Below are 22617 nucleotides of genomic sequence, written 5' to 3' on the forward strand. Positions count from 1 at the left end.
CCATGAACGTCGCGGCCCCGCAATCGCGCTTTCTGAAGTGGCTGTACCGCGGCTACATGCTGGCGTTCCTCGTCTACCTCGCCGCGCCGCTGTTTGCGGCCGGCATGTTCGCCTTCAACGATTCCATGTTCCCGGCGCTGCCCTGGAATGGCTTCACGCTCGACTGGTTCTTCAGCAGCACCGAACCAAAGATCGGCATGTTCCACGACCGGCGCCTGCTGCGCGGACTGGAAAATTCGCTCTATATCGGCGTCATCGTCTCCGCGCTCGCCGTCGCTGCGGGCACCTGCAACGCCTTCCTGTTCGAGCGGAAGCAGTTCCCGGGAAAGAACATCTTCTACATTCTGATGATCGTGCCGCTCGTCATCCCCGGCGTGATCCTCGGCATCTCCATCCTCGTCTTAGCCAGCATGATCGCCAATGGTGTTGAAGAGAGTTTCGGGCTGGAATGGGATTTCCTCCGCCCCGGCCTGTTTCTCGTCATCCTCGGCCAATTTTCCTTCCTGACGACGATTACCTCCCTCGTTATCGCCGCGCGCCTGCGCAAGTTCGATATCGCCCTCGAGGAAGCTGCGCTGAACCTTGGTGCGACCCGCACACGGGTGCTGCGCACCGTAACGCTGCCCTATCTCGCGCCGGCCCTCTTCTCGGCCTTCGTGGTGGCCTTCCTCGTTTCCTTCGAGAACTTCAACACGACGCTGATGCTGGTCGGCTCGGATGCGCCCCTGACGATCACCATGTACGATCGGATGGTAAAGGTCGGCTCGACACCCGTGCTGAACGCCGTCTCCGTCTTCCTGATGCTCGGATCGGGCCTGCTGGCCTTGCTGAGCGTGGTCGTCCAGCGCGGCAAGGCGTGAGAGCGCGCCGCCAAAGCCACCTGTGCTCCGCCAAATGATGAGGGTCTGATGAGCCCGCCGCGCCGCAATCTTGAGGCGCTCACGTCGGATGCGATGCAGATAGTTTGACGTGGGTTACATGCAGCGAAATCACCGGCTGCCGCGCGACGCAGACGCACGCATCGATGCCCGTGAAGAATGTTGTTTCGAAATCATTGAGTTGAGTGGTGCCGCTTACGTGACTCGAACACGTGACCCCATCATTACGAATGATGTGCTCTACCGACTGAGCTAAAGCGGCAATCCGGCCTCCGGCAGGCCGGAGCGGAAGGTGAGGGGCTGATAACTGCAAAGTGGCGGGAATTCAAGCCTGATGTCGGGAGTTTGGTGAAAAAAGCTGTGGCGGGGGTGACCCCTGTTCGCTTGGCGCGCGCGAGGTCTTCGCGCGCACCGGGTTGTCAGGCGATGATCGCGCGCGTCTCATCAAAGGGCAAGGCGCGCGCGGGCGGCCCTGTATTCGCTCTCCAGGCGCGCCACCAGCGTTTCCACCGGGGTGACGGCCTTGACGGCGCCGATGCCCTGGCCGCAGCCCCAGATTTCCTTCCAGGCCTTCGGCCCGTCGGCGGCCTTCTCGAAATCCATCTTGGAGGGATCGGCCTCGGGCAGATTGTCGGGATCCATGCCCGCCGCCGTGATCGATGGTTTCAGATAGTTGCCGGGAATGCCGGTGAAGTAGTTGGAGTAGACGATATCGGAAGCGGCGCTGTCGACGATCATCTGCTTATAGGCATCGACAGCCCGGGCCTCTTCGGTGGCGATGAAGGGCGAACCGATATAGGCGAGGTCAGCGCCCATGGCCTGGGCGGCGAGGATCGCGCCACCCGTGGCGATCGCGCCGGAAAGCGCCAGCGGCCCATCGAACCATTCGCGGATTTCCTGGATGAGCGCGAAGGGCGAGAGCGTGCCCGCATGCCCGCCGGCCCCCGCCGCGACCGCGATCAGGCCGTCGGCTCCCTTGCGAATTGCCGAGCGGGCGTGCCGGTCGTTGATGACATCATGCAGCACGATACCGCCGTAGGAATGGATGGCTGCATTCACCTCCGGCACGGCGCCGAGCGAGGAAATGACCACCGGGACCTTGTATTTCACGCACAGCATCAGATCCTCCTCCAGCCGCTTGTTGGAGCGGTGGACGATCTGGTTGACGGCGAAGGGAGCGGAAGGTGCGTCCGGATGCGCGGCATCATGGGCCGCGAGCGTCTCCGTGATCTCGGCCAGCCACTCGTCGAGTTGCGAGGCGGGACGGGCATTCAGGGCCGGAAAGGCGCCGACAATCCCCGCCTTGCACTGCGCGATCGTCAGTGCCGGATGCGAGATGATGAAGAGCGGTGCGGCAATCGCGGGAATACGGCGAAGGCCGGACAGGACGGGCGGCAGGGTCACGGGTCTCATCCTCCCAGATGTGACGTTTGCGTAAACGTAAGAAATGCACGGTAGCGCAGACAGCCGCCCCAACGCAAGTCAGCACATGGGCCGCGGACCCGTTTCGGGCCGGCCCAGCTTTGGAGGAGGGGTGCTCTGGAAGACAGGCATCGCCTCGCGCCTTCAGGCCGGTGTGGGTCATCCGGTGCGGCCTGCCGCCCGGCAGGTCGCATGATTCGCGCCCGCCGCCGTCGAGTGCGCGCAGTGTCGGAAATTTGCCGGCTTCGCGCAGGAAAGTGGCGCAGCAGATCGTCTTTGGCGCGTCTTCGCCTGGGGATCGTCACCTGGGGCTGAGGCCGCCTCTTGCGTATCTTCCGGCCAATGGTTACCGAAACGTAAAGGGCCATCCGTGGCCGGGCTCGGCGCGGAAGAAGCGGAGCGATCCTGGCTGAGGGAAGGAAAAGACGTGAGCGGATTGGAAACTGCGATCAGAAACGCGCTCGACCGCTCGGACCGTACCAATCCGGAAACGCGCGCCCGGATTTACCAGTCGGCCCGTCTTGCGCTGGAGAGCGGTCTTCGTAAGCAGGACGTGACTGATCCTGCCATCGTCTCGCAACAGCGCCAGCGTCTGGAATCCATCATCCAGGCGGTCGAGGCGGAGGAACGTTTTGCCCTCGGCTCGACCCCGGGAAAGGTCGTGCCTCCGGTCGTCACGCCGGCCGAGCGATTTGCAGCGCCCGCGCGCGGCGAGCCAGCCGTTCAGCCGGAGGGTTTCGCAACACTGGGAACGCCGGAGCCAGTCATCGCCTCGCGCAACGTCGCAGGAGCCGATGCGAGGCCTGTCGACACGCGCCGGGACCATCGTGAGCCGCCGCGTTTCTGGGGGCGTTCCGGCGCATCCTCCACCGACGAGGCCGGCTGGACGCCGGGAGCCGAGCGCGAGGGCGCTGTTCGCCCGTCGCAGCCGGTGCCCGATGTCGTGGCGCCTGTGGAGACAACAGACGCCGCCTCCGTCGATATGCTGGTCGATGCGCCGGTCGATGACACCCGCGACCGGCCCGTGGACGATCCTCTGGCGGGCCTTCAGTCCGCCTCCGTTCGCTCTGTCGATGCGGCTGTCGAGCCGCAGCCTGCAGCGCCCGAACCGAGCGTGGATCCGCCGCCGATCGCGGTGGAGCGCCGCGAGACGCCGCAGGCGCCTTCGCCCGGTGCCGCAACGGTGGAGACCGCCGCTGCGATGCAACTGGGCGGGCGCGATGGTGGCGAACGCCTTGCCCTGCGCAGCCCGGCCTCCGACAACGGCAAGACTGCGAAAAAGATCTCCGCCAAGGAGCGGCGCGCCGGCAAGGCCGAGCGTCGGGCGGGCAGGAAGAAGCGGTCGAGCCTTGGCAGCTGGCTGTTCTCGACCTTTCTTGTCCTCGCAACGCTTGGCGGCGGTCTGGCCGCTGCAGCCTGGTGGCTGGATCAGCAGGGCCTGTTGAAGCCGCTGCTCGACCCGAACAGCGAAATGCCTGTTGCGACAACCGACAATCCGAACGGTGCGGGTGCCGGCCTGAAGACACTCGGCAAGCGCGAAGGCTTTACCGCCGACTGGCTGCCGGTGTTCCAGCCGACGGAAGCCGGCGAGGGCTATTCCGGTGGCTCCCAGGCAACGACGGAGGTCGTCAAGGACGAGGCCGGTCCGCGCCTGCGGATCGCGTCGCGCGCATCCGGTCCGGATGGTGAAGTTGCCATCACCGTGCCGGCCGGGGCGCTCGACGACATCTCGGGCAAGACCTCGACCGTCGCGCTGACGGTTCAGGGCGTGGATGGCCAGTCGACCGAGTTCTACGTGGAATGCGATTTCGCCAGCCTCGGCAGCTGTGGCCGCCACCGCTTCACCGTGCATGGCGAGAAGGTCGACATGCTCTTTCAGGTTCGTTTCGATCGCACGCTGGCACCGGGCACGCCGGGCCGCCTGCTGATCAACAGCGATGTCAGCGGCCAGGGTGAAAGCCTCAATCTCTACGCCATACGCCTGCTGCCGGGCACGTGACCGGCCGCGTCAGTCGAGGAACTTGCGGCCGGAGCAGATGATCTTGCCATCCACGTCGCCGACGACGCTCTTGTCCTTGCCCTCATAGTCGAGTGCCGACAGCATCGTGCGGATCACCTCGATGCGGGCACGCCGCTTGTCATTGGCGCGCACGACCGTCCAGGGGGCGTGGTCGCTGTCGGTTTCCTTCAGCATCAGGTCGCGCTTTTCGGAGTAGTCGTCCCATTTGTTCAGCGCGGCGATGTCCATCGGCGAGAGCTTCCACACTTTCAGCCGGTCATGCGCCCGGTCGTGGAAGCGCTTGAGCTGCATCTCGCGGCCGATATCGAGCCAGAACTTGAAGAAATGAATGCCGTCTTCCACGATCAGCTTCTCGAAGCGCGGCGTCTGCTTCAGGAAATGCGCGTGCTGCTCGGGCGTGCAGAAGCCCATCACCGGCTCGACCCCGGCCCGATTGTACCAGGAGCGGTCGAAGAGAACGAACTCGCCGGCGGTCGGAAATTTCGTCACGTAGCGCTGGTAGTACCACTGACCCTGCTCGGTCTCCGTCGGCTTGGTCAGCGCCACCACGCGTGCCGTGCGCGGGTTCATATAGGCAAGGATGTCGTGGATGGCGCCGCCCTTGCCGGCGGCATCGCGGCCCTCGAACAGCGCCATGACGCGCCCGCCGGTCTTCTGCAGCCAGAACTGAACCTTGACGAGTTCCGCCTGCAGATCCTCCAGCGTCTTCGCAAAGATGTCCTTGTCCAGCTTGTCCTGATAGGGATAGCCGCCGGAGGAAAAGGCATTGTCGTCGATCCAGCCGGGAAGCTTGGGATCGTCGATGTCGAAGGCGCGCTTCTTGCCGCCAATGTCGAGAACGACCGCCTTGCTCTCCACCGTCTCGGCCATGTCGATCCTCCCGCCTTGGCTGTTGATGGAGGCCAGCAGGCCACAATTGCATTGCGAATTCAAGCGCGTCGTGACCATCCTGTCATGAAGGACTGCTAGCGTTGCTTCCTTTCCGGGAGCGGGGGCGTGGCATGAAGGGAGATGTGGTGGTGGCTGAAGAGCATGGGGTTGCGCAACGCTTTGGCATGCGTGTCACCGTCGAGCGCATCGTTCTCATCGGGGCCATTCTGCTCTCGGCTGGCCTGGTCGCCATCGACAGGCCGCTCTGGGCGGCCATCCTCTCCGGCATCGTTCTGGCCTTCGTTCTCGTGCGGCGCAGCGGTGACGCCGCCGCTCCTGTTGCCGTGGAGCCTGTGGAGGAAGGGGAGCCCGCCGCGGTCGAGATCGAGGTTCAGCCCTCCGCGCCGCTGGCCGCGCCCGTTCTCGATGCGCTGGATATGCCGGTCCTTCTGATCGGCGCATCCGAAATGGTCCTGCACCAGAATGCCGCCGCCGTTCGGCTCTTCGGCCTGATCCCGGCTGGCAGCTATCTCGGCGCCTATGTGCGCTCGCCCGGCATTCTCGACATGGTGCGCGATACCTTCGCGTCCGGCCGGGTGACGCAGCTCGAACATTCCGAACGCTTGCCCTCGGAGGCCGTCTACCTCGTGCGGGCGGGTCTTGCGAGCCGGGAAACGGCGAGCGCACGGACCGAGCGCCTGCTGGTACTGTCCTTCACCGACATTTCCCAGACCCGGCGCATCGACCGGATGCGGTCCGATTTCGTCGCCAATGCCAGTCACGAGCTGCGCACGCCGCTTGCCTCGCTCACCGGCTTCATCGAGACCCTGCAGGGCCCCGCCCGCAACGATGCCAAGGCGCAGGAGCGCTTCCTCGCCATCATGTATGAGCAGGCGACCCGAATGAGCCGGCTGGTCGATGACCTCCTGTCGCTGTCACGCCTCGAACTGAAATCGCATCTGCCGCCCCAGGAGGAAGTGGAACTCGGGCCGCTGATCGCGCATGTCGGTGATAGTCTGCAGCCGCTCGCCACCGAACTCGGCGTGGCCCTCGCGCTCACCCTGCCGGAGCAGCCCGTGCGCGTGCGTGGTGACCGGGACGAGCTGATCGAGGTGGTCGAGAACCTCGTCGAGAATGCCTGCAAATACGGTCAGGAGGGCAAGAAGGTCGAGGTGACGCTGATCCTTGGCGCCAATGGCCCGGAGCTCTCCGTCAGGGACTACGGTCCCGGCATTCCCGCCGAACACGTACCGCGCATCACCGAGCGCTTCTACCGCGTCAATGTCGAGACGAGCCGCTCGAAAAAGGGGACGGGTCTTGGCCTTGCCATCGTCAAGCACATTCTCACGCGCCACCGCGCGCGGCTGGTGGTGGAGTCCGAGGTCGGCAAGGGAACGGTCTTTACCGTGAGGTTTTGACACATTCCGTCGTGCAGTCATGCGGAGCTTTGGGAAATCGAATATTTTTCAATGGGTTGCACTGTCATAAATCTTTCGTGGAACTGACATAAAAGGGCGGTGTGACCAGCGTTAAGAAGGGGGTAGCCGATCAAGACGGCAAGCCTTGTCTTGAAGCTGGCGGTCGAATTCACAAAGCCCCCAACGGGAGATCATCCATGAAAAACGTCAAGTTCACGGTCGCAGTTCTTGCTGCTTCCGTCGCTTTCGCCGGCGCTGCCGCTGCCCGCGATCAGGTCCAGGTTGCCGGTTCCTCGACGGTTCTGCCCTACGCCAAGATCGTTGCCGAAGCCTTCGGTGAAGCCTTCCCGAACTTCAAGACCCCGGTCGTTGAATCCGGTGGTTCCTCTGCCGGTCTGAAGGAATTCTGCAAGGGCGTCGGCCCCGAGACCATCGACGTCGCCAACTCCTCGCGTCCGATCAAGTCGTCTGAAGTCGAAGCCTGCAAGGCTGCTGGCGTGACGGAAATCCAGGAAGTGAAGATCGGCTACGACGGCATCGTGTTCGCCACCGACTCCGGCAACAAGGATCTGGCCCTCGTTCCCCAGGATCTCTACAAGGCTCTCGCCGCTGAAGTTGTTGTTGACGGCAAGGTCGTTGCCAACCCCTACAAGAAGTGGTCGGAAGTCAACAAGGACCTCCCGGACGTCGAAATCGCCGCCTACATCCCGGGCGAAAAGCACGGCACCCGCGAAGTCTTCGAAGAAAAGATCCTCGCTGAAGGCTGCAAGGCTTCCGGCGCTCTCGACGTGATCAAGGCTGCCGGCGCCGACGACAAGGCTTCCCATGCCAAGTGCGTTGCCGTTCGCAAGGACGGCATGGCTGTGGACATCGACGGCGACTACACCGAGACGCTCGCCCGCATCAATGCCAACAAGAACGGCATCGGCGTGTTCGGCCTCTCCTTCTACGAAAACAACGCTGACAAGCTGAAGGTCGCCACCGTCAACGGTATCGTTCCGTCGACCGAGACGATCGCTTCCGGCGAGTATCCGGTTTCCCGCCCGCTGTTCTTCTACGTCAAGAAGGCTCACATCGGCGTCATCCCGGGCCTCAAGGAATATGTCGAGTTCTTCACGAGCGACGACATGATCGGCCCCGACAGCCCGCTCGCCGAATACGGCCTCGTTGCTGCTCCGGACGCCGAGCGCGAAGCAATCCGCAAGGCCTTCGAAGACGGCAAGGTCATGTAATCATGAGAGGCTGGCGCGCCGTAGGGCGCGCCAGCCGCTTTTCGCACGGTGGGTTTGCCTGCGAAATCCGCGTCACCTGATCCTCCTCAAGGTGCGCAACCGCTTCTCCTTGGAAGCCGAATGACCGACACAGGGCCACGGACCGGGCCATGTGCAGACAAAACATGAAAGACACATCGGAGCACGGGCGGCCTTCAGCACGCTGCACCTGTTTCAGGCGATCAACGCCAGCCATGCCTCGGCTACCGGGGAACGAGGGGCCAGGCGGCCTCGGGGGTTTATCCGAATGAGCACATCACTGCTACTTTTGCTGGTCGCCGTCATCGGCTTGATCGGCTACGTCGCCGGGTCCCGGCGCGCATCTGTTCTTGCGAACGGAAAGTCGTCCAATCTCCACTCGCGGCCGGGCTATTACGGCGCTCATGTCGGCATCTGGGCTACGCTTCCCGCCGTCCTCGTCATGGTCGTCTGGAGCATTGCGGCTCCCGCCTACATCGACACGACGGTTCGCGGCGAATTCCCGGCTGACGTGAAGGCGCAGCCCGAAGCGACGCAGAACCTTGCCTATGGCATGGTCGGTGCCATCGCCCGCGGTCTCGTGCTGGCGACGCCCGAAGAGGTTTCGGCCATTGACGCCGGCGGCGATGTCCGCACCATCCTGGCCGGCAAGGGCGTTCCGCTCGCCGACCAGCCGCAGCCCTACATGATTGCCTCGGCCAAGCACCTCAACGCGTTGAACGCCACGAGCGCCCTGCTGCTCTCCGTCGCGACGCTTGCGGTTTCGCTGGCCGGCGGCCTGTTCGCCTACCGCTCGATCGCGCCGCGCTTCCGCGCCCGCAACCGGGTCGAGCGCGTCATTCTCGCCAGCCTCGTGGCCGCCTCCTCGATCGCCATCCTGACGACGGTCGGCATCGTGGCCTCCATGGCAACCGAAGCCATCCACTTCTTCACCATGGTCCCGGCGCACGAGTTCTTCTTCGGCACGGTCTGGGATCCGCGCTTCGCCGCCGCCGGCTCGGGTGGCACGTCCGGCCAGTTCGGCCTGATCCCGCTGCTGCTCGGCACGCTCTATATCGGCCTTGTCGCCATGCTCTTTGCCGTGCCGATCGGCCTCTTCGCCGCCATCTACATGGCCGAATATGCCGGTCCGAAGTTCCGCAGCCTGGCAAAGCCGCTGCTGGAGGTGCTCGCCGGCATTCCGACCATCGTCTACGGCTTCTTCGCCCTGGTGACCGTCGGTCCCTTCTTCCGCGATCTCTCCGCCCAGATTTCCGGCCTGCTGACTGGTGACTACCAGAACTTCATCCAGGCCCAGAGCGTTCTGACCGCCGGCTTCGTCATGGGCATCATGCTGATCCCCTACGTCTCATCCCTGTCGGACGACATCATCACCGCCGTGCCGCGGGCACTGCGTGACGGTTCGCTGGGCCTTGGCGCCACGCGCTCCGAAACGATCAAGAAGGTCATCCTTCCGGCCGCCCTTCCGGGCATCGTCGGTGCCATCCTGATGACCGCCTCGCGCGCCATCGGCGAAACCATGATCGTGGTTCTGGCCGCCGGCGTGGCCGCCCGCATGCAGATCAACCCCTTCGAGCCGATGACCACGGTCACCGTCAAGATCGTCAACCAGCTGACCGGCGACCTTGAATTCACCTCGCCGCAGACGCTCGTTGCCTTCGCACTCGGCATCACCCTCTTCGTGATCACCCTGTGCCTGAACATCTACGCCCTCTTCATTGTCCGCAAGTACCGGGAGCAGTACGAATGAGCCAGGTCATCTCGGCCCCCGCCGCCACGGCCCGCGCCGCCAGCACGCGCCGCGATATCGGCATCAAGCGTCGCTACGCCGCCGAACGCCGCTTCCGCACCTATGGTCTGGCAGCGATCACCTTCGGCCTGCTGTTCCTCTTCCTGCTGATCAGCTCGGTCGTCTCCAAGGGCTACACCGCCTTCGAGCAGACCATGATCACCATCCCGGTCGAGTTCACCGAAAGCGTGATCGACAAGAACAATGAGCGCGCCACCAACCCGCAGAAGCTGATGACGGCCAATTACCCGGTTGTCGCCCGCAATGCGCTTGCCAAGGTTCTCGGCGTCGATCCGAGCGACCGTGCCGCCATGAAGGCGGTGGGCGGCATGCTGTCCGACAGCGTGCGCACCCAGCTTCGTGACGTCGTCGTCAACAACCCCTCGGTGATCGGCACGACGCAGCCGGTCTCGATGCTCGCCCATGGCGATATCGACTCCGCCTACAAGGGGCAGATCGACCTCTCCGTGCCGGAGAAGAACCGCAAGGTCTCCGACAAGCAGGTCGGCTGGATGAACCAGCTTGCCGAAAGCGGTGCACTGGCCGGCCATTTCAACACCGGCATCTTCGTGAACGGCGCTTCCAGCCGTCCGGAAGCCGCAGGCGTCGGCGTTGCCTTCATCGGCTCGCTCTACATGATGCTGATCGTGCTCGTCCTGTCCCTGCCGATCGGTGTCGCCGCCTCGATCTACCTCGAGGAATTCGCGCCGAAGAACCGCTTCACGGACCTGATCGAGGTGAACATCAACAACCTCGCCGCGGTTCCGTCGATCGTCTACGGCCTGCTCGGCCTCGCCGTCTTCATCAACTTCGCCGGCCTGCCGCGCTCCGCGGCTCTCGTCGGCGGCCTGGTGCTGACGCTGATGACGCTGCCGACCATCATCATCGCGACCCGCGCCGCGCTGAAGGCCGTGCCGCCGTCGATCCGCGCCGCCGCCCTCGGGCTCGGCGCCTCGAAGATGCAGACCGTGTTCCACCACGTCCTGCCGCTCGCCATGCCGGGCATCCTGACCGGCACCATCATCGGCCTGGCGCATGCGCTCGGCGAAACGGCGCCCCTGCTGCTCATCGGCATGGTCGCCTTCGTCGCCGATTTCCCGGCCTCGCCGCTGGCACCCTCCACGGCTCTTCCGGTACAGATCTACATGTGGGCCAACGAAGCCGAACGCGCCTTCGTGGAACGCACCTCCGGGGCGATCATCATCCTTCTGATCTTCCTCGTCCTGATGAACCTTGGCGCAATCTTGCTGCGCCGTCGATTTGAACGTCGCTGGTAGGGAGTACCCGATCATGAACATGATGAATGAAGCAGCGATCGAAAAGGCAGTGGACCAGAAAATGAACACCGTTCCCTACAAGATGATCGGCAAGGACGTGTCCGTCTATTACGGCGAGAAGCGCGCCCTGTTCGACGTCAACCTGAACATCCGCGAAAACACCGTCACCGCGCTCATCGGTCCCTCGGGCTGCGGGAAGTCCACCTTCCTGCGCACCCTGAACCGCATGAACGACACGATCGACAACTGCCGCGTCACCGGCAAGATCACGCTCGACACGGACGATATCTACGATCCGAACATCGACGTTGTCGAACTGCGCGCCCGCGTCGGCATGGTCTTCCAGAAGCCGAACCCCTTCCCGAAGTCGATCTACGAAAACGTCGCCTACGGCCCGAAGATCCACGGCCTCGCCCGCACCCGCGCCGAGTTCGACGAGATCGTCGCGACCAGCCTTCAGAAGGCCGGCCTCTGGAACGAAGTGAAGGACCGCCTGCACGAGCCGGGCACCGGCCTGTCCGGTGGTCAGCAGCAGCGTCTGTGCATCGCGCGCGCCGTCGCCGTCAGCCCGGAAGTCATCCTCATGGACGAGCCCTGCTCGGCGCTCGACCCGATCGCGACCGCCAAGGTCGAGGAGCTGATCCACGAGCTGCGCACCAACTTCACGATCGTCATCGTGACGCACTCCATGCAGCAGGCCGCGCGCGTTTCGCAGCGCACCGCCATGTTCCACCTCGGCAACCTCGTCGAGGAGAACGATACGGACAAGATGTTCACCAACCCGGATGACCAGCGCACCCAGGACTATATCATGGGACGCTTCGGCTGAGGCAAATCGCCCGCCCTGTTGTCACGAGGTTCGAGAGGAAACACTGATGCCCAGCCATATCGTCTCCGTCTACGACGAAGAATTGAAGTACCTTGCCCGCCGTATCTCCGAAATGGGCGGCCTGGCCGAGCAGATGCTCGGCGACAGCGTGCGCGCCCTGATCAATTCCGACGTCGCGCTCGCCCAGAAGGTCATCTCCGATGACGTGATCCTCGATCACGCCGAGCGTGATATCGGCGAGAAGGCGATCGTGACGATCGCCAAGCGCCAGCCCATGGCCGCCGACCTGCGCGAGATCATGGGTGCGATCCGCATCGCCAGCGATCTCGAACGCGTCGGAGATCTCGGCAAGAACACGGCCAAGCGCGTCATCGCGGTTGCGACGTCGGGCGTTCCGCGCCAGTTCGCCCGTGGCCTCGAGCACCTGACGGAGCTCACCGCCGCCCAGCTGAAGGAAGTGCTCGACGTCTACGCGTCGCGTTCGGCCGAAAAGGCCAACAACATCCGTCAGCGCGATGGCGAGATCGATGCCATCTACACCTCGCTGTTCCGGGAACTCCTGACCTACATGATGGAAGATCCGCGCAACATCACCTCGTGCACCCATCTCCTGTTCTGCGCCAAGAACATCGAGCGGATCGGCGACCACGCCACGAACATCGCCGAGACCATCTACTACATGACCACCGGTGCCCAGATCGAAGGCGAACGTCCGAAGGACGACACCACCGCCACGATGCGGGTCAGCGGCGAGTAAGACCGACGGCCGGGCGCCTTCGGGCGCCCTGCTGCCGGCAGGAACGGAGCAGGCATCATGTTGCCCAGAATTGCAGTGGTCGAAGACGAGGAAGCGCTGAGCGTTCTGCTGCGCTACAATCTTGAGGCGGAAGGTTTCGACGTCGATACCATCCATCGCGGTGACGAGGCGGAAATCCGTCTTCAGGAGCGTCTTCCCGATCTCCTTATTCTCGATTGGATGCTACCCGGCGTCTCCGGCATCGAGCTGTGCCGGCGCCTGCGCCAGCGCAGCGAAACCGAGCGCCTGCCGATCATCATGCTGACGGCGAGAGGCGAGGAAAGCGAGCGCGTGCGCGGTCTCGCAACCGGCGCCGACGACTATGTCGTCAAGCCTTTCTCGACGCCGGAACTCATGGCCCGCGTCAAGGCCATGCTGCGCCGCGCCAAGCCGGAGCTGCTCTCCTCGGTGCTGAAATGCGGCGACATCGAGCTTGATCGCGAAACCCACCGCGTCCACCGCAAGAGCCGCGAAGTTCGCCTCGGCCCGACCGAATTCCGCCTTCTGGAATTCTTCATGTCGTCCCCCGGCCGCGTCTTCTCTCGTTCGCAGCTGCTTGATGGTGTCTGGGGCCACGACATCTATGTCGACGAACGCACCGTCGACGTGCATGTCGGCCGCCTGCGCAAGGCGCTCAACTTCTCCAACATGAGCGACGTCATCCGCACCGTCCGCGGCGCCGGCTATTCGCTGGAAGGGTGACCGCCCGATCTTCCGCCAGTCCTCGCGCCGCGCGGACTGGCCTTTGCCGCGACCGCAGAAGCGTGACGCGGTTCCTCCCTTGGTATGGCGGGAAAGGGAAGCTTTCTCCCCGACCGCACCCGCGATCGTCATCGCGTCAGACCGCGGCGTTGGCCGCCCATTTTCCCCGCCAGCAATTGCAGAACCCCGCCGCAAACCTGTAGGAAGGGAGTTTGCATGTCGGGAATCGCAAGGCTGGCGCGGTGATCGGATGTCGTGAACGTATCGCTCTTTATGCCCTGCTGACCGGCCTGACCGCGCTCAGCATCGATGGCTTGTTGCCGGGCCTGCGGATGATCGGTGCGGAGCTGCCGGCCGCGCCGCCACTCTCAACCCAGCACGTTGTTTCGCTTTTCATTCTCGGCATGGCGGTGGGCGAGCTGGTGCTGGGGCCGCTTTCGGATGCCGTCGGGCGCAAGCCGTCCTTGCTGGCGGGACTGGCCATCTACCTCACGGGCAGCGTCATCGCCCTTCTGGCGCCGTCCCTTGGCTGGTTGGTCTTCGGTCGCTGTCTGCAGGGCGTCGGCGTCGCCGGCCCGAAGATTGCCACGCGCGCGATGATCCGCGACCAGTTCTCGGGTGATGCCATGGCGCGCGTCCTGTCGCTGATGTTCACGCTGTTCATTCTGGTGCCCATGCTGGCGCCAGGCCTCGCCCAGTTGCTGATCGGTGTCGCCGGCTGGCGCAGCATCTTCGGCGCCTACCTCGCCATTGCCTTGGCTCTCGGCCTCTGGCTGCTGTGCCGCCAGCCCGAGACCTTGCCCCTCGCAAGCCGCCTTCCTGTCCGCCCGCGGCTGCTGCTCGCCAATGGGCGCCGTATTTTCCAGGATATCAGGATCTCCTGCCTGATCCTTGCTGCCGGCCTCGTCTTCGGCGCGCAGCTCCTCTACCTCAGCACTGCCGCGGATCTGTTTTTCGACGTCTATGGCGTCAAGGAGCGCTCTCCCCTCTAATTCGCCGCGCTGGCCCTGGCTGTGGGGCTGGCCTCCTTTGTCAATGCGCGGATGGTGCAGCGGGTCGGCATGACGACCATGATGCGCACAGCCTTCTGTGGTCTTGTCGTGGCGAGCCTTGCCATGGTCGCCGTATCGCTGCTGTGGCAGGGGCATCCACCCTTGACCCTGATGATGGCCGGCCTGTTCTGCGCCTTCTTCGCCATCGGCGTGCTCTTTGGCAATCTGAATGCCATGGCGATGCTGGCTCTGGGCAAGGTTGCCGGCCTTGGCGCCTCGCTGATTGCCTCGGGTTCCAGCCTTGTATCCGCCGGCTTCGCCCTTGCTGCGGGCCGGCTCTATGACGGAACGACGCTGCCCTTGTCGGCAGCCTTCCTCGGTGCCGCACTCGGCGCCTTCGTCCCTGCGGAACAGGCGATGCGCGCGCCGCTGCGAGAGATCGAGCCCTTGCGGATCAGCTGACGCTAGTAGGTCTGTCGCAGGCCGGGAAAGCAAAAGGCCCCGCTGCGGAGAGCGGGGCCTTGATCGAAACGAATTGCCGGTGACGGTTTACCGAACCCGGCGGCGCTCGGCCGAGGGCTGGTAGGCGAGGCGGGCGTGCGCGGTGCAGTAGGGGCCGGCCTCGGCGCAGTCATTGCCGCAGAAATGGAAGTCGTCCTTCAGCGGGTCGCCGACCGGCCACTTGCAGGTCCGCTCGGTGAGCTGCGTCAGCACGAGGCGACGCGACATCGGGACCACGACGTTGGCGGCCGGTACGAATTCCTGTTCGGCCACGAGATCGACTTCGACCTCTTCCTTGATGACCGTCGCACCCTGCACGCGGGCAACGGTGCGGGTCGCGACCTTCGAGGCGTAGTTCGGCGCGCGCGGCGGGGCCGTGGTGCGCTTGGTGCGCGGCGCGGCCGCAGCACTGCCGCCGGCCTTGGCGCGGCCGGGCAAGCTCAGGCGATGAACCTTGCCGATCACCGCATTCCGGCTCACACCACCCAGCTGCGCGGCGATCTGGCTGGCGCTCAGGCCTTCCGACCAGAGCTTCTTCAGCTTCTCCACGCGTTCGTCCGTCCAGTTCATTCCATTCGTCTCCGCCGTTTCGAGTCCCCGTTCGGCGAATCCTTCACCGTGCCCCGGAGCACGCCCGGAGCGCAAACGCGATAACTCTATGTGGTGACTAGGTCCGCCGCATGCGTCTAGTAATTGTTTCTTAACCTAGTGACAGGGCGACTCTGTGGCAAGAGTCGGGCGAATCACGCCGAATCGATTTCGCGGTTTTCCCCAACTTGCTTCCCCGGGCGTGGCATTTTTGCAATGGTGCGCAAGCCCGGCGCAAGGCTCGATCTTTATCCGCCTTCGCCCCCGCGAAACCCCGGTCTTTGTTGACATTGCGCTGCGAGATGGCGATAGTGCCGGCGCCGCCGAAAGGCGGCATTTTTGATTTTTGCGGGATCGACGCCCGGCGCCTGAGATGGCCGCCGGCATCCAGAGCAGGAGATGGCCCATGAGTGCCACGGCAGCCCTTTATGATACCTATGCACGTGCGCCGCTCCGCTTCGAGCGCGGCGAGGGCGTCTGGCTGATCGACGAGGAGGGCAATCGCTACCTCGATTTCGCCGCCGGCGTCGCCGTCAATTCGCTCGGCCACGCGCATCCGCACCTCGTCGAAGCGCTGAAGGCGCAGGCCGAAAAGGTCTGGCACCTGTCGAACCTGTATGACGTGCCGGGCCAGGAAAGCCTGTCGCGCCGCCTGTGTGCCGTCACCTTCGCCGACAAGGTGTTCTTCGCCAATTCCGGTGCGGAAGCGCTGGAATGTGCCATCAAGACAGCGCGGCGCTATCACTTTGCCAAGGGTCACCCCGGCAAGTTCCACATCATCACCTTCGAAGGCGCCTTCCACGGCCGCACGCTGGCGACGATCGCTGCCGGCGGCCAGGCAAAGTATCTCGAAGGCTTCGGCCCCAAGGCGCCCGGCTTCTATCAGGTGCCCTTCGGCGACATGGCCGCCCTGCGCGCCGCGATCACCGAAGAGACTGCTGCCCTCCTGATCGAGCCGTTGCAGGGCGAAGGCGGCATTCGCCTCGTCAGCAAGGAATTCCTGCAGGAAATGCGCGCGCTCTGCGACGAATTCGGCCTGCTCCTGATCTTCGACGAAGTGCAGTGTGGCGTCGGCCGTACCGGCAAGCTCTTCGCCCATGAATGGGCGGGCGTCACGCCAGACATCATGGCCGTGGCCAAGGGCATCGGCGGCGGCTTCCCGCTCGGCGCCTGCCTCGCCACGGCGGAAGCGGCAAGCGGCATGGTCGCTGGTACGCACGGCTCCACCTATGGCGGCAATCCGCTTGCCATGGCCGTCGGTAACGCGGTGCTCGACGTCGTTCTGGCTGACGGGTTCCTGGAGCATGTGCGCGATGTCGCGCTCGTCTTCCGCCAGGGCCTCGCCTCGCTCAAGGATCGCTTCCCGGACATCATCGAAGACATCCGTGGTGACGGCCTCATGCTCGGCATCAAGGCCAAGGTGCCGAATGGCGAGCTCCTGAAGGCCATCCGCGCGGAAAAGCTTCTCGGTGTGCTGGCCGGCGACAACGTGCTGCGCCTCCTGCCGCCGCTCATCACCACCGCCGAAGAAGCGCGCGAGGGCCTGCACCGCATCGAGCGGGCGTGCGAGGCCCTTTCGCAGCCGGCCCGCCTCCAGGCATCGGCCTGAGACCTCGAACCACTTTTACGAAGACGGAACCCACAGAGCATGGCATCGACCAGACACTTCCTCGACCTTTCCGCCGTCAGCGCCGAAGACTTGCGCACCATCATGGATGATGCGCACAGCCGAAAGCAGGCGACGAAGGCCGGCACGGCGAAGAAGCCGCTGGAAGGCAAGATGCTGGCGATGATCTTCGAAAAGCCGTCTACCCGCACCCGCGTCTCCTTCGATGTCGGCATGCGCCAGCTCGGCGGCGAGACGCTGTTCCTCTCCGGCACGGAAATGCAGCTCGGCCGTGCCGAGACGATCGGCGACACCGCCAAGGTGCTGTCGCGCTACGTCGATGCCATCATGATCCGCACCACGGACCACCGCCGCCTGATGGAGCTCGCCGAGCACGCCACCGTGCCAGTCATCAACGGCCTGACGGACGATACCCATCCCTGCCAGATCATGGCCGACATCATGACCTTCGAGGAGCATCGCGGCCCCGTGAAGGACAAGACCTTCGCCTGGACGGGCGACGGCAACAACGTGCTGCATTCGCTGATCGAGGGCTCGGCGCGCTTCGGCTACAAGATGCGCATGGCGACCCCCTTCGGTTCGGAGCCCTCGGACAAGTTCCTGAACTGGGCGCGCAACAATGGCGGCGACATCCTGCTGACGCATGAGGCCGAGCAGGCCGTTGCCGGTGCGGATTGCGTCGTCACCGACACCTGGGTGTCGATGAACCAGGAGCACCGCGCCCGCGGTCACAACATCTTCCAGCCCTATCAGGTCAATGCCGCGCTCATGAAGCATGCCGCGCCCGATGCGCTCTTCATGCACTGCCTGCCGGCCCATCGCGGCGAGGAAGTGACGGACGAGGTCATCGACGGCCCGCAGTCTGTGGTCTTCGACGAGGCCGAAAACCGCCTGCATGCCCAGAAGGCCGTGCTTGCCTGGTGCCTCGGGGCATTCTGACACGCTGCGCCCCGGTGAGGCTGGCCGCAGCAGGCCAGCCGCAGCAGGACTTGCAATCGCGCGCCCCGAACCCGATCTAGGGGCGAAACGGTTCCCTTTCGGATGATGGTTGCATCCGATCTCCTTCCGTATAGCTTCACCGTGAACGGCCGCGCGTCTCTCGCGCCGGCCGGAGCGCGGCCATTGATGGGACAAGACAGATGAGCCAGGCAACACCCGCCCTCGGGCAGTTCGATTTCGCAGGTGACGATCACGTCGTGCCGTTCCAGGTGGAAGGGCTCGATGTGCGTGGCCGTGCCGTGCAGCTCGGCCCCATGCTCGACGCCATCCTCGAGCGTCACCGCTACCCCGTGCCCGTCGCCCGCCTCGTGGCGGAGGTCGTCACGCTGACGGTGCTGCTCGGCACCTCGCTGAAGTTCAAGGGCAAGCTGATCATCCAGACCAAGAGCGATGGCCCGGTCGATCTGGTCGTTGCCGATTTCTCCGCGCCCGACAGCGTGCGCGCTTATGCCCGCTTCGACGAGGATGCGCTAAACGCGGCGCTCGCCGACGGGCGCGGCGCGCCGGAGCAACTGCTCGGCAAGGGCGTCCTCGCCTTCACCATCGATCAGGGCGCCCACATGCAGCGCTATCAGGGCATCGTGCCGCTGGACGGAGCAACGCTGGAGGAGATCGCCGGCGTCTATTTCCGCCAGTCGGAACAGATCCCGACCAAGGTGCGCCTCGGCGTGGCCGAGCTGCTGGATCGTGATGAGGCCGGCAAGGCGCGTCATCGCTGGCGGGCCGGCGGCATTGTCGCGCAGTTCCTGCCGGAGGCGCCCGAGCGCATGCGCCAGCCGGACCTGCACGGCGGCGATGGCGACGAAGGCGCAGATCACCTTGAGGACGATACGTGGTCTGAAGCCAAGACCATGCTGGAGACGATCGATCTGGATGAACTGACCGACCCGACCGTCGGTTCCGAGCGGCTGCTCTATCGCCTGTTCCACGAACGCGGTGTGCGGGTCTATCCCCCGCAACTGGTGGAAGACCGCTGCAGCTGCTCGCGCGAGCGGCTGAAGTCGGTGCTCTCGAGCCTCAGTGACGAGGAGATCGCCCACACGATCGAGGACGGCAGGATTTCGGTCACCTGCGAGTTCTGCTCGACGGCCTATCACTTCGAGGCCTCGGAAATCCGGCCGGCCTGATCGGCTGGCCGGGCGCCCTAGAGCACGTCCAGCAAAAGTGTGTCAGCGGTTTTGCGTCCGGACTGCGGTAAAACAAAGGGATAGAGAATTCCCGGCGAACCCGTGTTTGTCGGGAATTCTCTAGTTCAGCACGCGCACGAGGCCCGGACTGTCCAGCGAGAAGGCGGGGATGGCGATGTCGAAATGCTCGCCCGTCTCCGCCTCCATGCCGTAATGGCCGAACATCACGCCCGACGGCGTGTCGAGCGGGCAGCCGGAGGAGTATTCATAGGTGTCGCCGGGATTCAGCACCGGCTGCTCGCCCACGACGCCGGGACCGCTCACCTCGTCCACCTGTCCGTTTTCGTCCGTGATGTGCCAATAGCGCGAGACGAGCCGCACCGTGAGCTCGGAATGATTGGCGATCACGATCCGGTACCCCCAGACATAGCGGCCGTCCTCGGGGTCGGACTGGTCTTCCAGATAGTAGGGTTCGACCACGACTTCGATGTCGTGGGTCAATGCGCGGTACATGCCTTCACCTTCCGGGAAGACGGCTGCAGCAGGCATGCAGGCCCGAGGCGGTTGCGCGCGGCTTCCCGCTTCCAACGCGACCAGGGGCGTGCCTTGCCGCAAGGCCGTCCATGATGCTGAGCAAAACTAGCGAGTGGAAGGGGATTGCGTCAAGAAATCCCGACGCTTTCATCGAATATTGGTTTATTTTGAAACGCTGACATTCCCGCCGGTCGCCGCTTTCGATGGCGCGCGGCTCTAGGGCCACAAAAAAGACCGGCAACCGAAGGCTGCCGGCCCGTAATCAAGTGGTACAGCGCGACTGGGTCAGGCCTGAACGTGTTTCAGCGCGGCGGCGAAATCCTCGACAAGGTCGGCACTGTCCTCGATGCCGGCGGAGAATCGCACCGTGCCGGCGGAAATGCCAAGCTCGGCACGCGCATCGTCGGACAGGTTCTTGTGCGTCGTCGTCGCGGGATGGGTGATCAGGCTCTTGGAGTCGCCGAGATTGTTGGAGATCTTCACGACCTTGAGGGCGTTCTGAAGCGCAAAGGCGGCTGCCTTGCCACCCTTCATCTCGAAGGCCACCAGCGTCGAGCCGCCCTTCATCTGTGCCGCCGCGAGACCCGCCTGCGGGTGATCCTTCCGGCCGGGATAGATGACGCGGGCGATCTGCGGCTGCTCGGCGAGGAAATCGGCAACACGGCTGGCATTGTCCTGCTGCTGGCGCACGCGCAGCGGCAGCGTCTCGATGCCCTTCAGCAGCGTCCAGGCATTGAAGGGCGAGAGCGCCGGGCCGGTGTGGCGGAAATAGTCGTGCAGGTTCTCGTCGATCCACTGCTTGTCGGAGAGGATGACGCCGCCGAGGCAGCGACCCTGTCCGTCAATATGCTTGGTCGCGGAGTAGACGACCACATGCGCGCCGAGTTCCAGCGGCTTCTGCAGCAGCGGGGTCGCAAAGACGTTGTCGACCACCACCTTGGCGCCGATCTGGTTTGCAAGCTTCGCGACACCGGCGATATCAACCAGTTCCAGCGTCGGGTTGGTCGGGCTTTCCAGGAAGAAGACCTTGGTGTTCGGGCGGATCGCCTGTTCCCAGTTCTCCAGCGAGCGGCCATCCACCAGCGTAAACTCGATGCCGTAGCGCGGCGCCAGCGTTTCGACCACCCAGCGGCAGGAGCCGAACAGCGCACGGGCGGCCACGATATGGTCACCGGCCTTCACCTGGCAGAGAATGGCGGCGCTGACGGCGGCCATGCCGGATGCCGTGGCGCGCGCATCTTCCGCGCCTTCCAGCATGCACATGCGCTTTTCGAACATGTCGTTCGTCGGGCTGCCGTAGCGGGCATAGATGAAGCCGTCCGTCTCGCCCTTGAAGCGCGCTTCGGCGGCTTCGGAGGTGTCGTAGACAAAGCCCTGCGTCAGGAAAATGGCCTCGGACGTCTCGCCGTGGTTGGAGCGCGTGGTGCCGCCGTGAACGAGTTGGGTTGCGGGTCTCCAGGTGTTGCTCATGGTCTCATCGCCTCAAACAAAAAAACCGGCCGCATAAGCAGGCCGGTTTGCACCCGGCCTTTTTAGCTACTTGTTTAACGTGGCTGCAAGCCGGCCGGCCAAATCACCACGGGATAATTTCCCTTACTCTCAAACCCCGGCTTGCGTCAATCGAGCGAGTTTGGTTTTGTCGCGGGCGCCCGGTCGCGAAGGCCGTTTCCGGCTGCCCGGGCATCGGGACATCCGGTCCCGCACGCAGACGCCAGAGAGGGCCTCATGACGCGCACGACGGGAATTCTGCCGGACAAGGCGATCGAGGCACTGTTTGCAAACGGGGCGCTGAAGAGCGAACGCCCGCTCGATGCCGACCAGATCCAGCCGGCAAGCCTTGATCTTCGCCTCGGCGCCAAGGCCTTCCGCGTGCGCGCCAGCTTCATGCCGGGCCCCGGCAACCTTGTCTCCGACAAGATCGACCGTCTCAGCCTGCACGTCATCGACCTATCGGAAGGCGCTGTGCTGGAAACGGGCTGCGTCTACATCGTGCCGCTCATGGAAAGCCTCGCGCTGCCCGAGGGCATGTCAGCCTCTGCCAATCCGAAGAGCTCTACCGGCCGCCTCGACATCTTCACCCGCGTCATCACCGATCGCGCCCAGGAATTCGACAAGATCGCGCCCGGCTATGTCGGTCCGCTCTATCTCGAAATCAGCCCGCGCACCTTCCCGATCGTCGTGCGCCGCGGCTCGCGTCTCTCGCAGATCCGCTTCCGCATCGGCCATGCCCTGCTGGCGGAGGACGAGGTGCTGGCGCTGCACGCAAGCGACATGCTCGTCGCCGCCGAGCAGCCCAACGTTTCCGGCGGCGGCATCGCACTGTCCATCGATCTCGAAGGGCGCGGCAGCGACGGGCTGATCGGCTATCGCGGTAAGCACCATACGGCGGTCGTCGATGTCGACAAGAAGGCCGGGCACGGCATCCATGATTTCTGGGAGCCGCTTTACGATCGCGGCCGGCGCGAGCTGATCCTCGACCCCGACGAGTTCTACATCCTCGTCTCGCGCGAGGCCGTCCACGTTCCCCCGCTCTATGCGGCGGAGATGACGCCCTTCGATCCGCTGGTCGGCGAGTTCCGCGTGCACTATGCCGGCTTCTTCGACCCCGGCTTCGGCCATGTCGCCGCCGGCGGCAGCGGCAGCCGCGCCGTGCTGGAAGTGCGCAGCCACGAGGTGCCCTTCATCCTCGAGCACGGCCAGATCGTCGGCCGCCTTGTCTACGAACACATGCTGGAACGGCCCCAGGGCCTCTACGGTCTGGGCCTCGGGTCGAACTATCAGGCGCAGGGCCTCAAGCTCTCCAAGCATTTCCGGGCCGAGGACAAGTAGAACAGGCGCGTGCTCCATGCGCCCGTCTTGACACCGCTCTCGCCCTGAGGGATTGTCCGCCCGCTGATGGCCATCCGGCCGCGTCGGCGGGTATGATGTAATGGTAGCCTGTCAGCTTCCCAAGCTGAACGCGCGGGTTCGATTCCCGCTACCCGCTCCAGCGTCCTTT

At 64.4% G+C, this 22617-nt stretch carries 19 protein-coding genes, 2 tRNA genes, 1 pseudogene and 1 riboswitch; of the genes and pseudogenes, 16 read left to right on the top strand and 6 right to left on the bottom strand.

Translation table 11 applies throughout. The features are described from left to right. The first annotated feature begins 2 nt into the window (after nt 1–2). Nucleotides 3–860: an ABC transporter permease gene (locus ACED18_RS18280; protein WP_377294943.1), complete on the top strand. Its 858-nt coding sequence runs from the start codon at nt 3–5 to the stop codon at nt 858–860. Nucleotides 861–1064: 204 nt separating this feature from the next. On the opposite strand, the gene ACED18_RS18285 is transcribed toward ACED18_RS18280, so the two are convergent. Then, nucleotides 1065–1140, bottom strand: a tRNA-Thr gene (locus ACED18_RS18285). 182 nt (nt 1141–1322) lie between these two features. Further along, entirely contained in the window at nt 1323–2282 is a 960-nt protein-coding gene (locus tag ACED18_RS18290) for an NAD(P)H-dependent flavin oxidoreductase (protein WP_377294945.1), read from the bottom strand. A gap of 445 nt (nt 2283–2727) precedes the next feature. On the opposite strand from ACED18_RS18290, the pseudogene ACED18_RS18295 reads away from it, so the two are divergent. After that, nucleotides 2728–2940, top strand: a pseudogene (locus ACED18_RS18295) (biotin transporter BioY); the annotation flags it as partial. 1368 nt (nt 2941–4308) lie between these two features. Here the strand turns inward: ACED18_RS18295 and ppk2 are convergent. Further along, on the bottom strand, nt 4309–5190 hold the full coding sequence (gene ppk2 / locus ACED18_RS18300) for a polyphosphate kinase 2 (RefSeq protein ID WP_377294947.1): 882 nt from the start codon (nt 5188–5190) through the stop codon (nt 4309–4311). Nucleotides 5191–5321: 131 nt separating this feature from the next. Between ppk2 and phoR the strand changes: the two genes are divergently transcribed. The 9 genes from phoR to ACED18_RS18345 all read left to right on the top strand — a co-directional run bounded on the left by phoR (nt 5322) and on the right by ACED18_RS18345 (nt 14705). After that, a complete protein-coding gene (phoR, locus tag ACED18_RS18305; RefSeq protein ID WP_377294949.1) occupies nt 5322–6608 on the top strand; it encodes a phosphate regulon sensor histidine kinase PhoR in 1287 nt (428 codons plus the stop codon). A 197-nt stretch (nt 6609–6805) separates the two neighbouring features. Next, a complete protein-coding gene (locus ACED18_RS18310) occupies nt 6806–7840 on the top strand; it encodes a substrate-binding domain-containing protein (RefSeq protein ID WP_377294951.1) in 1035 nt (344 codons plus the stop codon). A gap of 286 nt (nt 7841–8126) precedes the next feature. Next, entirely contained in the window at nt 8127–9608 is a 1482-nt protein-coding gene (gene pstC / locus ACED18_RS18315) for a phosphate ABC transporter permease subunit PstC (RefSeq protein ID WP_377294953.1), read from the top strand. Then, nucleotides 9605–10924, top strand: coding sequence for a phosphate ABC transporter permease PstA (pstA, locus tag ACED18_RS18320; RefSeq protein WP_377294955.1), 1320 nt, complete (start codon nt 9605–9607; stop codon nt 10922–10924). The genes pstC and pstA overlap by 4 nt, the downstream gene beginning before the upstream one ends. 13 nt (nt 10925–10937) lie before the next feature. Beyond that, nucleotides 10938–11753 carry a phosphate ABC transporter ATP-binding protein PstB gene (pstB, locus tag ACED18_RS18325; protein WP_377294957.1) on the top strand — a complete coding sequence of 272 codons (816 nt, stop codon included), beginning with the start codon at nt 10938–10940 and terminating at the stop codon, nt 11751–11753. Nucleotides 11754–11799: 46 nt separating this feature from the next. Continuing rightward, complete coding sequence (gene phoU / locus ACED18_RS18330; protein ID WP_377294959.1) at nt 11800–12510, top strand: phosphate signaling complex protein PhoU; 711 nt, start codon at nt 11800–11802, stop codon at nt 12508–12510. Between the two features lie 57 nt (nt 12511–12567). Beyond that, nucleotides 12568–13251: a phosphate regulon transcriptional regulator PhoB gene (phoB, locus tag ACED18_RS18335; RefSeq protein ID WP_377294961.1), complete on the top strand. Its 684-nt coding sequence runs from the start codon at nt 12568–12570 to the stop codon at nt 13249–13251. A 212-nt stretch (nt 13252–13463) separates the two neighbouring features. Next, nucleotides 13464–14243 carry an MFS transporter gene (locus ACED18_RS18340; RefSeq protein WP_377294963.1) on the top strand — a complete coding sequence of 260 codons (780 nt, stop codon included), beginning with the start codon at nt 13464–13466 and terminating at the stop codon, nt 14241–14243. Nucleotides 14244–14312: 69 nt separating this feature from the next. Continuing rightward, nucleotides 14313–14705, top strand: coding sequence for a hypothetical protein (locus ACED18_RS18345; protein ID WP_377294965.1), 393 nt, complete (start codon nt 14313–14315; stop codon nt 14703–14705). Between the two features lie 87 nt (nt 14706–14792). Here the strand turns inward: ACED18_RS18345 and ACED18_RS18350 are convergent, their stop codons facing one another. Next, nucleotides 14793–15314, bottom strand: coding sequence for a GcrA family cell cycle regulator (locus ACED18_RS18350; protein WP_377294967.1), 522 nt, complete (start codon nt 15312–15314; stop codon nt 14793–14795). A 424-nt stretch (nt 15315–15738) separates the two neighbouring features. On the opposite strand from ACED18_RS18350, the gene ACED18_RS18355 reads away from it, so the two are divergent. The 3 genes from ACED18_RS18355 (at nt 15739) to ACED18_RS18365 (ending at nt 19085) form a co-directional block, all read left to right on the top strand. Further along, nucleotides 15739–16941, top strand: a complete 1203-nt coding sequence (locus ACED18_RS18355) for an aspartate aminotransferase family protein (protein WP_377294969.1) — start codon at nt 15739–15741, stop codon at nt 16939–16941. A gap of 39 nt (nt 16942–16980) precedes the next feature. Continuing rightward, on the top strand, nt 16981–17898 hold the full coding sequence (argF, locus tag ACED18_RS18360; protein WP_377294971.1) for an ornithine carbamoyltransferase: 918 nt from the start codon (nt 16981–16983) through the stop codon (nt 17896–17898). 200 nt (nt 17899–18098) lie between these two features. Further along, entirely contained in the window at nt 18099–19085 is a 987-nt protein-coding gene (locus ACED18_RS18365; protein WP_377294973.1) for an Hsp33 family molecular chaperone, read from the top strand. A 120-nt stretch (nt 19086–19205) separates the two neighbouring features. Here the strand turns inward: ACED18_RS18365 and apaG are convergent, their stop codons facing one another. After that, entirely contained in the window at nt 19206–19598 is a 393-nt protein-coding gene (apaG, locus tag ACED18_RS18370; RefSeq protein WP_377294977.1) for a Co2+/Mg2+ efflux protein ApaG, read from the bottom strand. Between the two features lie 306 nt (nt 19599–19904). Continuing rightward, on the bottom strand, nt 19905–21089 hold the full coding sequence (locus tag ACED18_RS18375; RefSeq protein WP_377294979.1) for an O-succinylhomoserine sulfhydrylase: 1185 nt from the start codon (nt 21087–21089) through the stop codon (nt 19905–19907). 41 nt (nt 21090–21130) lie between these two features. Then, a riboswitch (SAM riboswitch) is annotated at nt 21131–21209 on the bottom strand. Between the two features lie 135 nt (nt 21210–21344). Here ACED18_RS18375 and ACED18_RS18380 point away from each other — a divergent pair. Together ACED18_RS18380 and ACED18_RS18385 are read left to right on the top strand one after the other, a co-directional pair. Beyond that, nucleotides 21345–22448, top strand: coding sequence for a 2'-deoxycytidine 5'-triphosphate deaminase (locus ACED18_RS18380; RefSeq protein WP_377294981.1), 1104 nt, complete (start codon nt 21345–21347; stop codon nt 22446–22448). An 86-nt stretch (nt 22449–22534) separates the two neighbouring features. Further along, nucleotides 22535–22608 (top strand) — tRNA-Gly (locus tag ACED18_RS18385). Nucleotides 22609–22617 lie beyond the last annotated feature (9 nt).

It is taken from the genome of Rhizobium sp. SG2393 (assembly GCF_042610495.1).
In the GTDB taxonomy this organism is placed as follows: domain Bacteria; phylum Pseudomonadota; class Alphaproteobacteria; order Rhizobiales; family Rhizobiaceae; genus RU20A.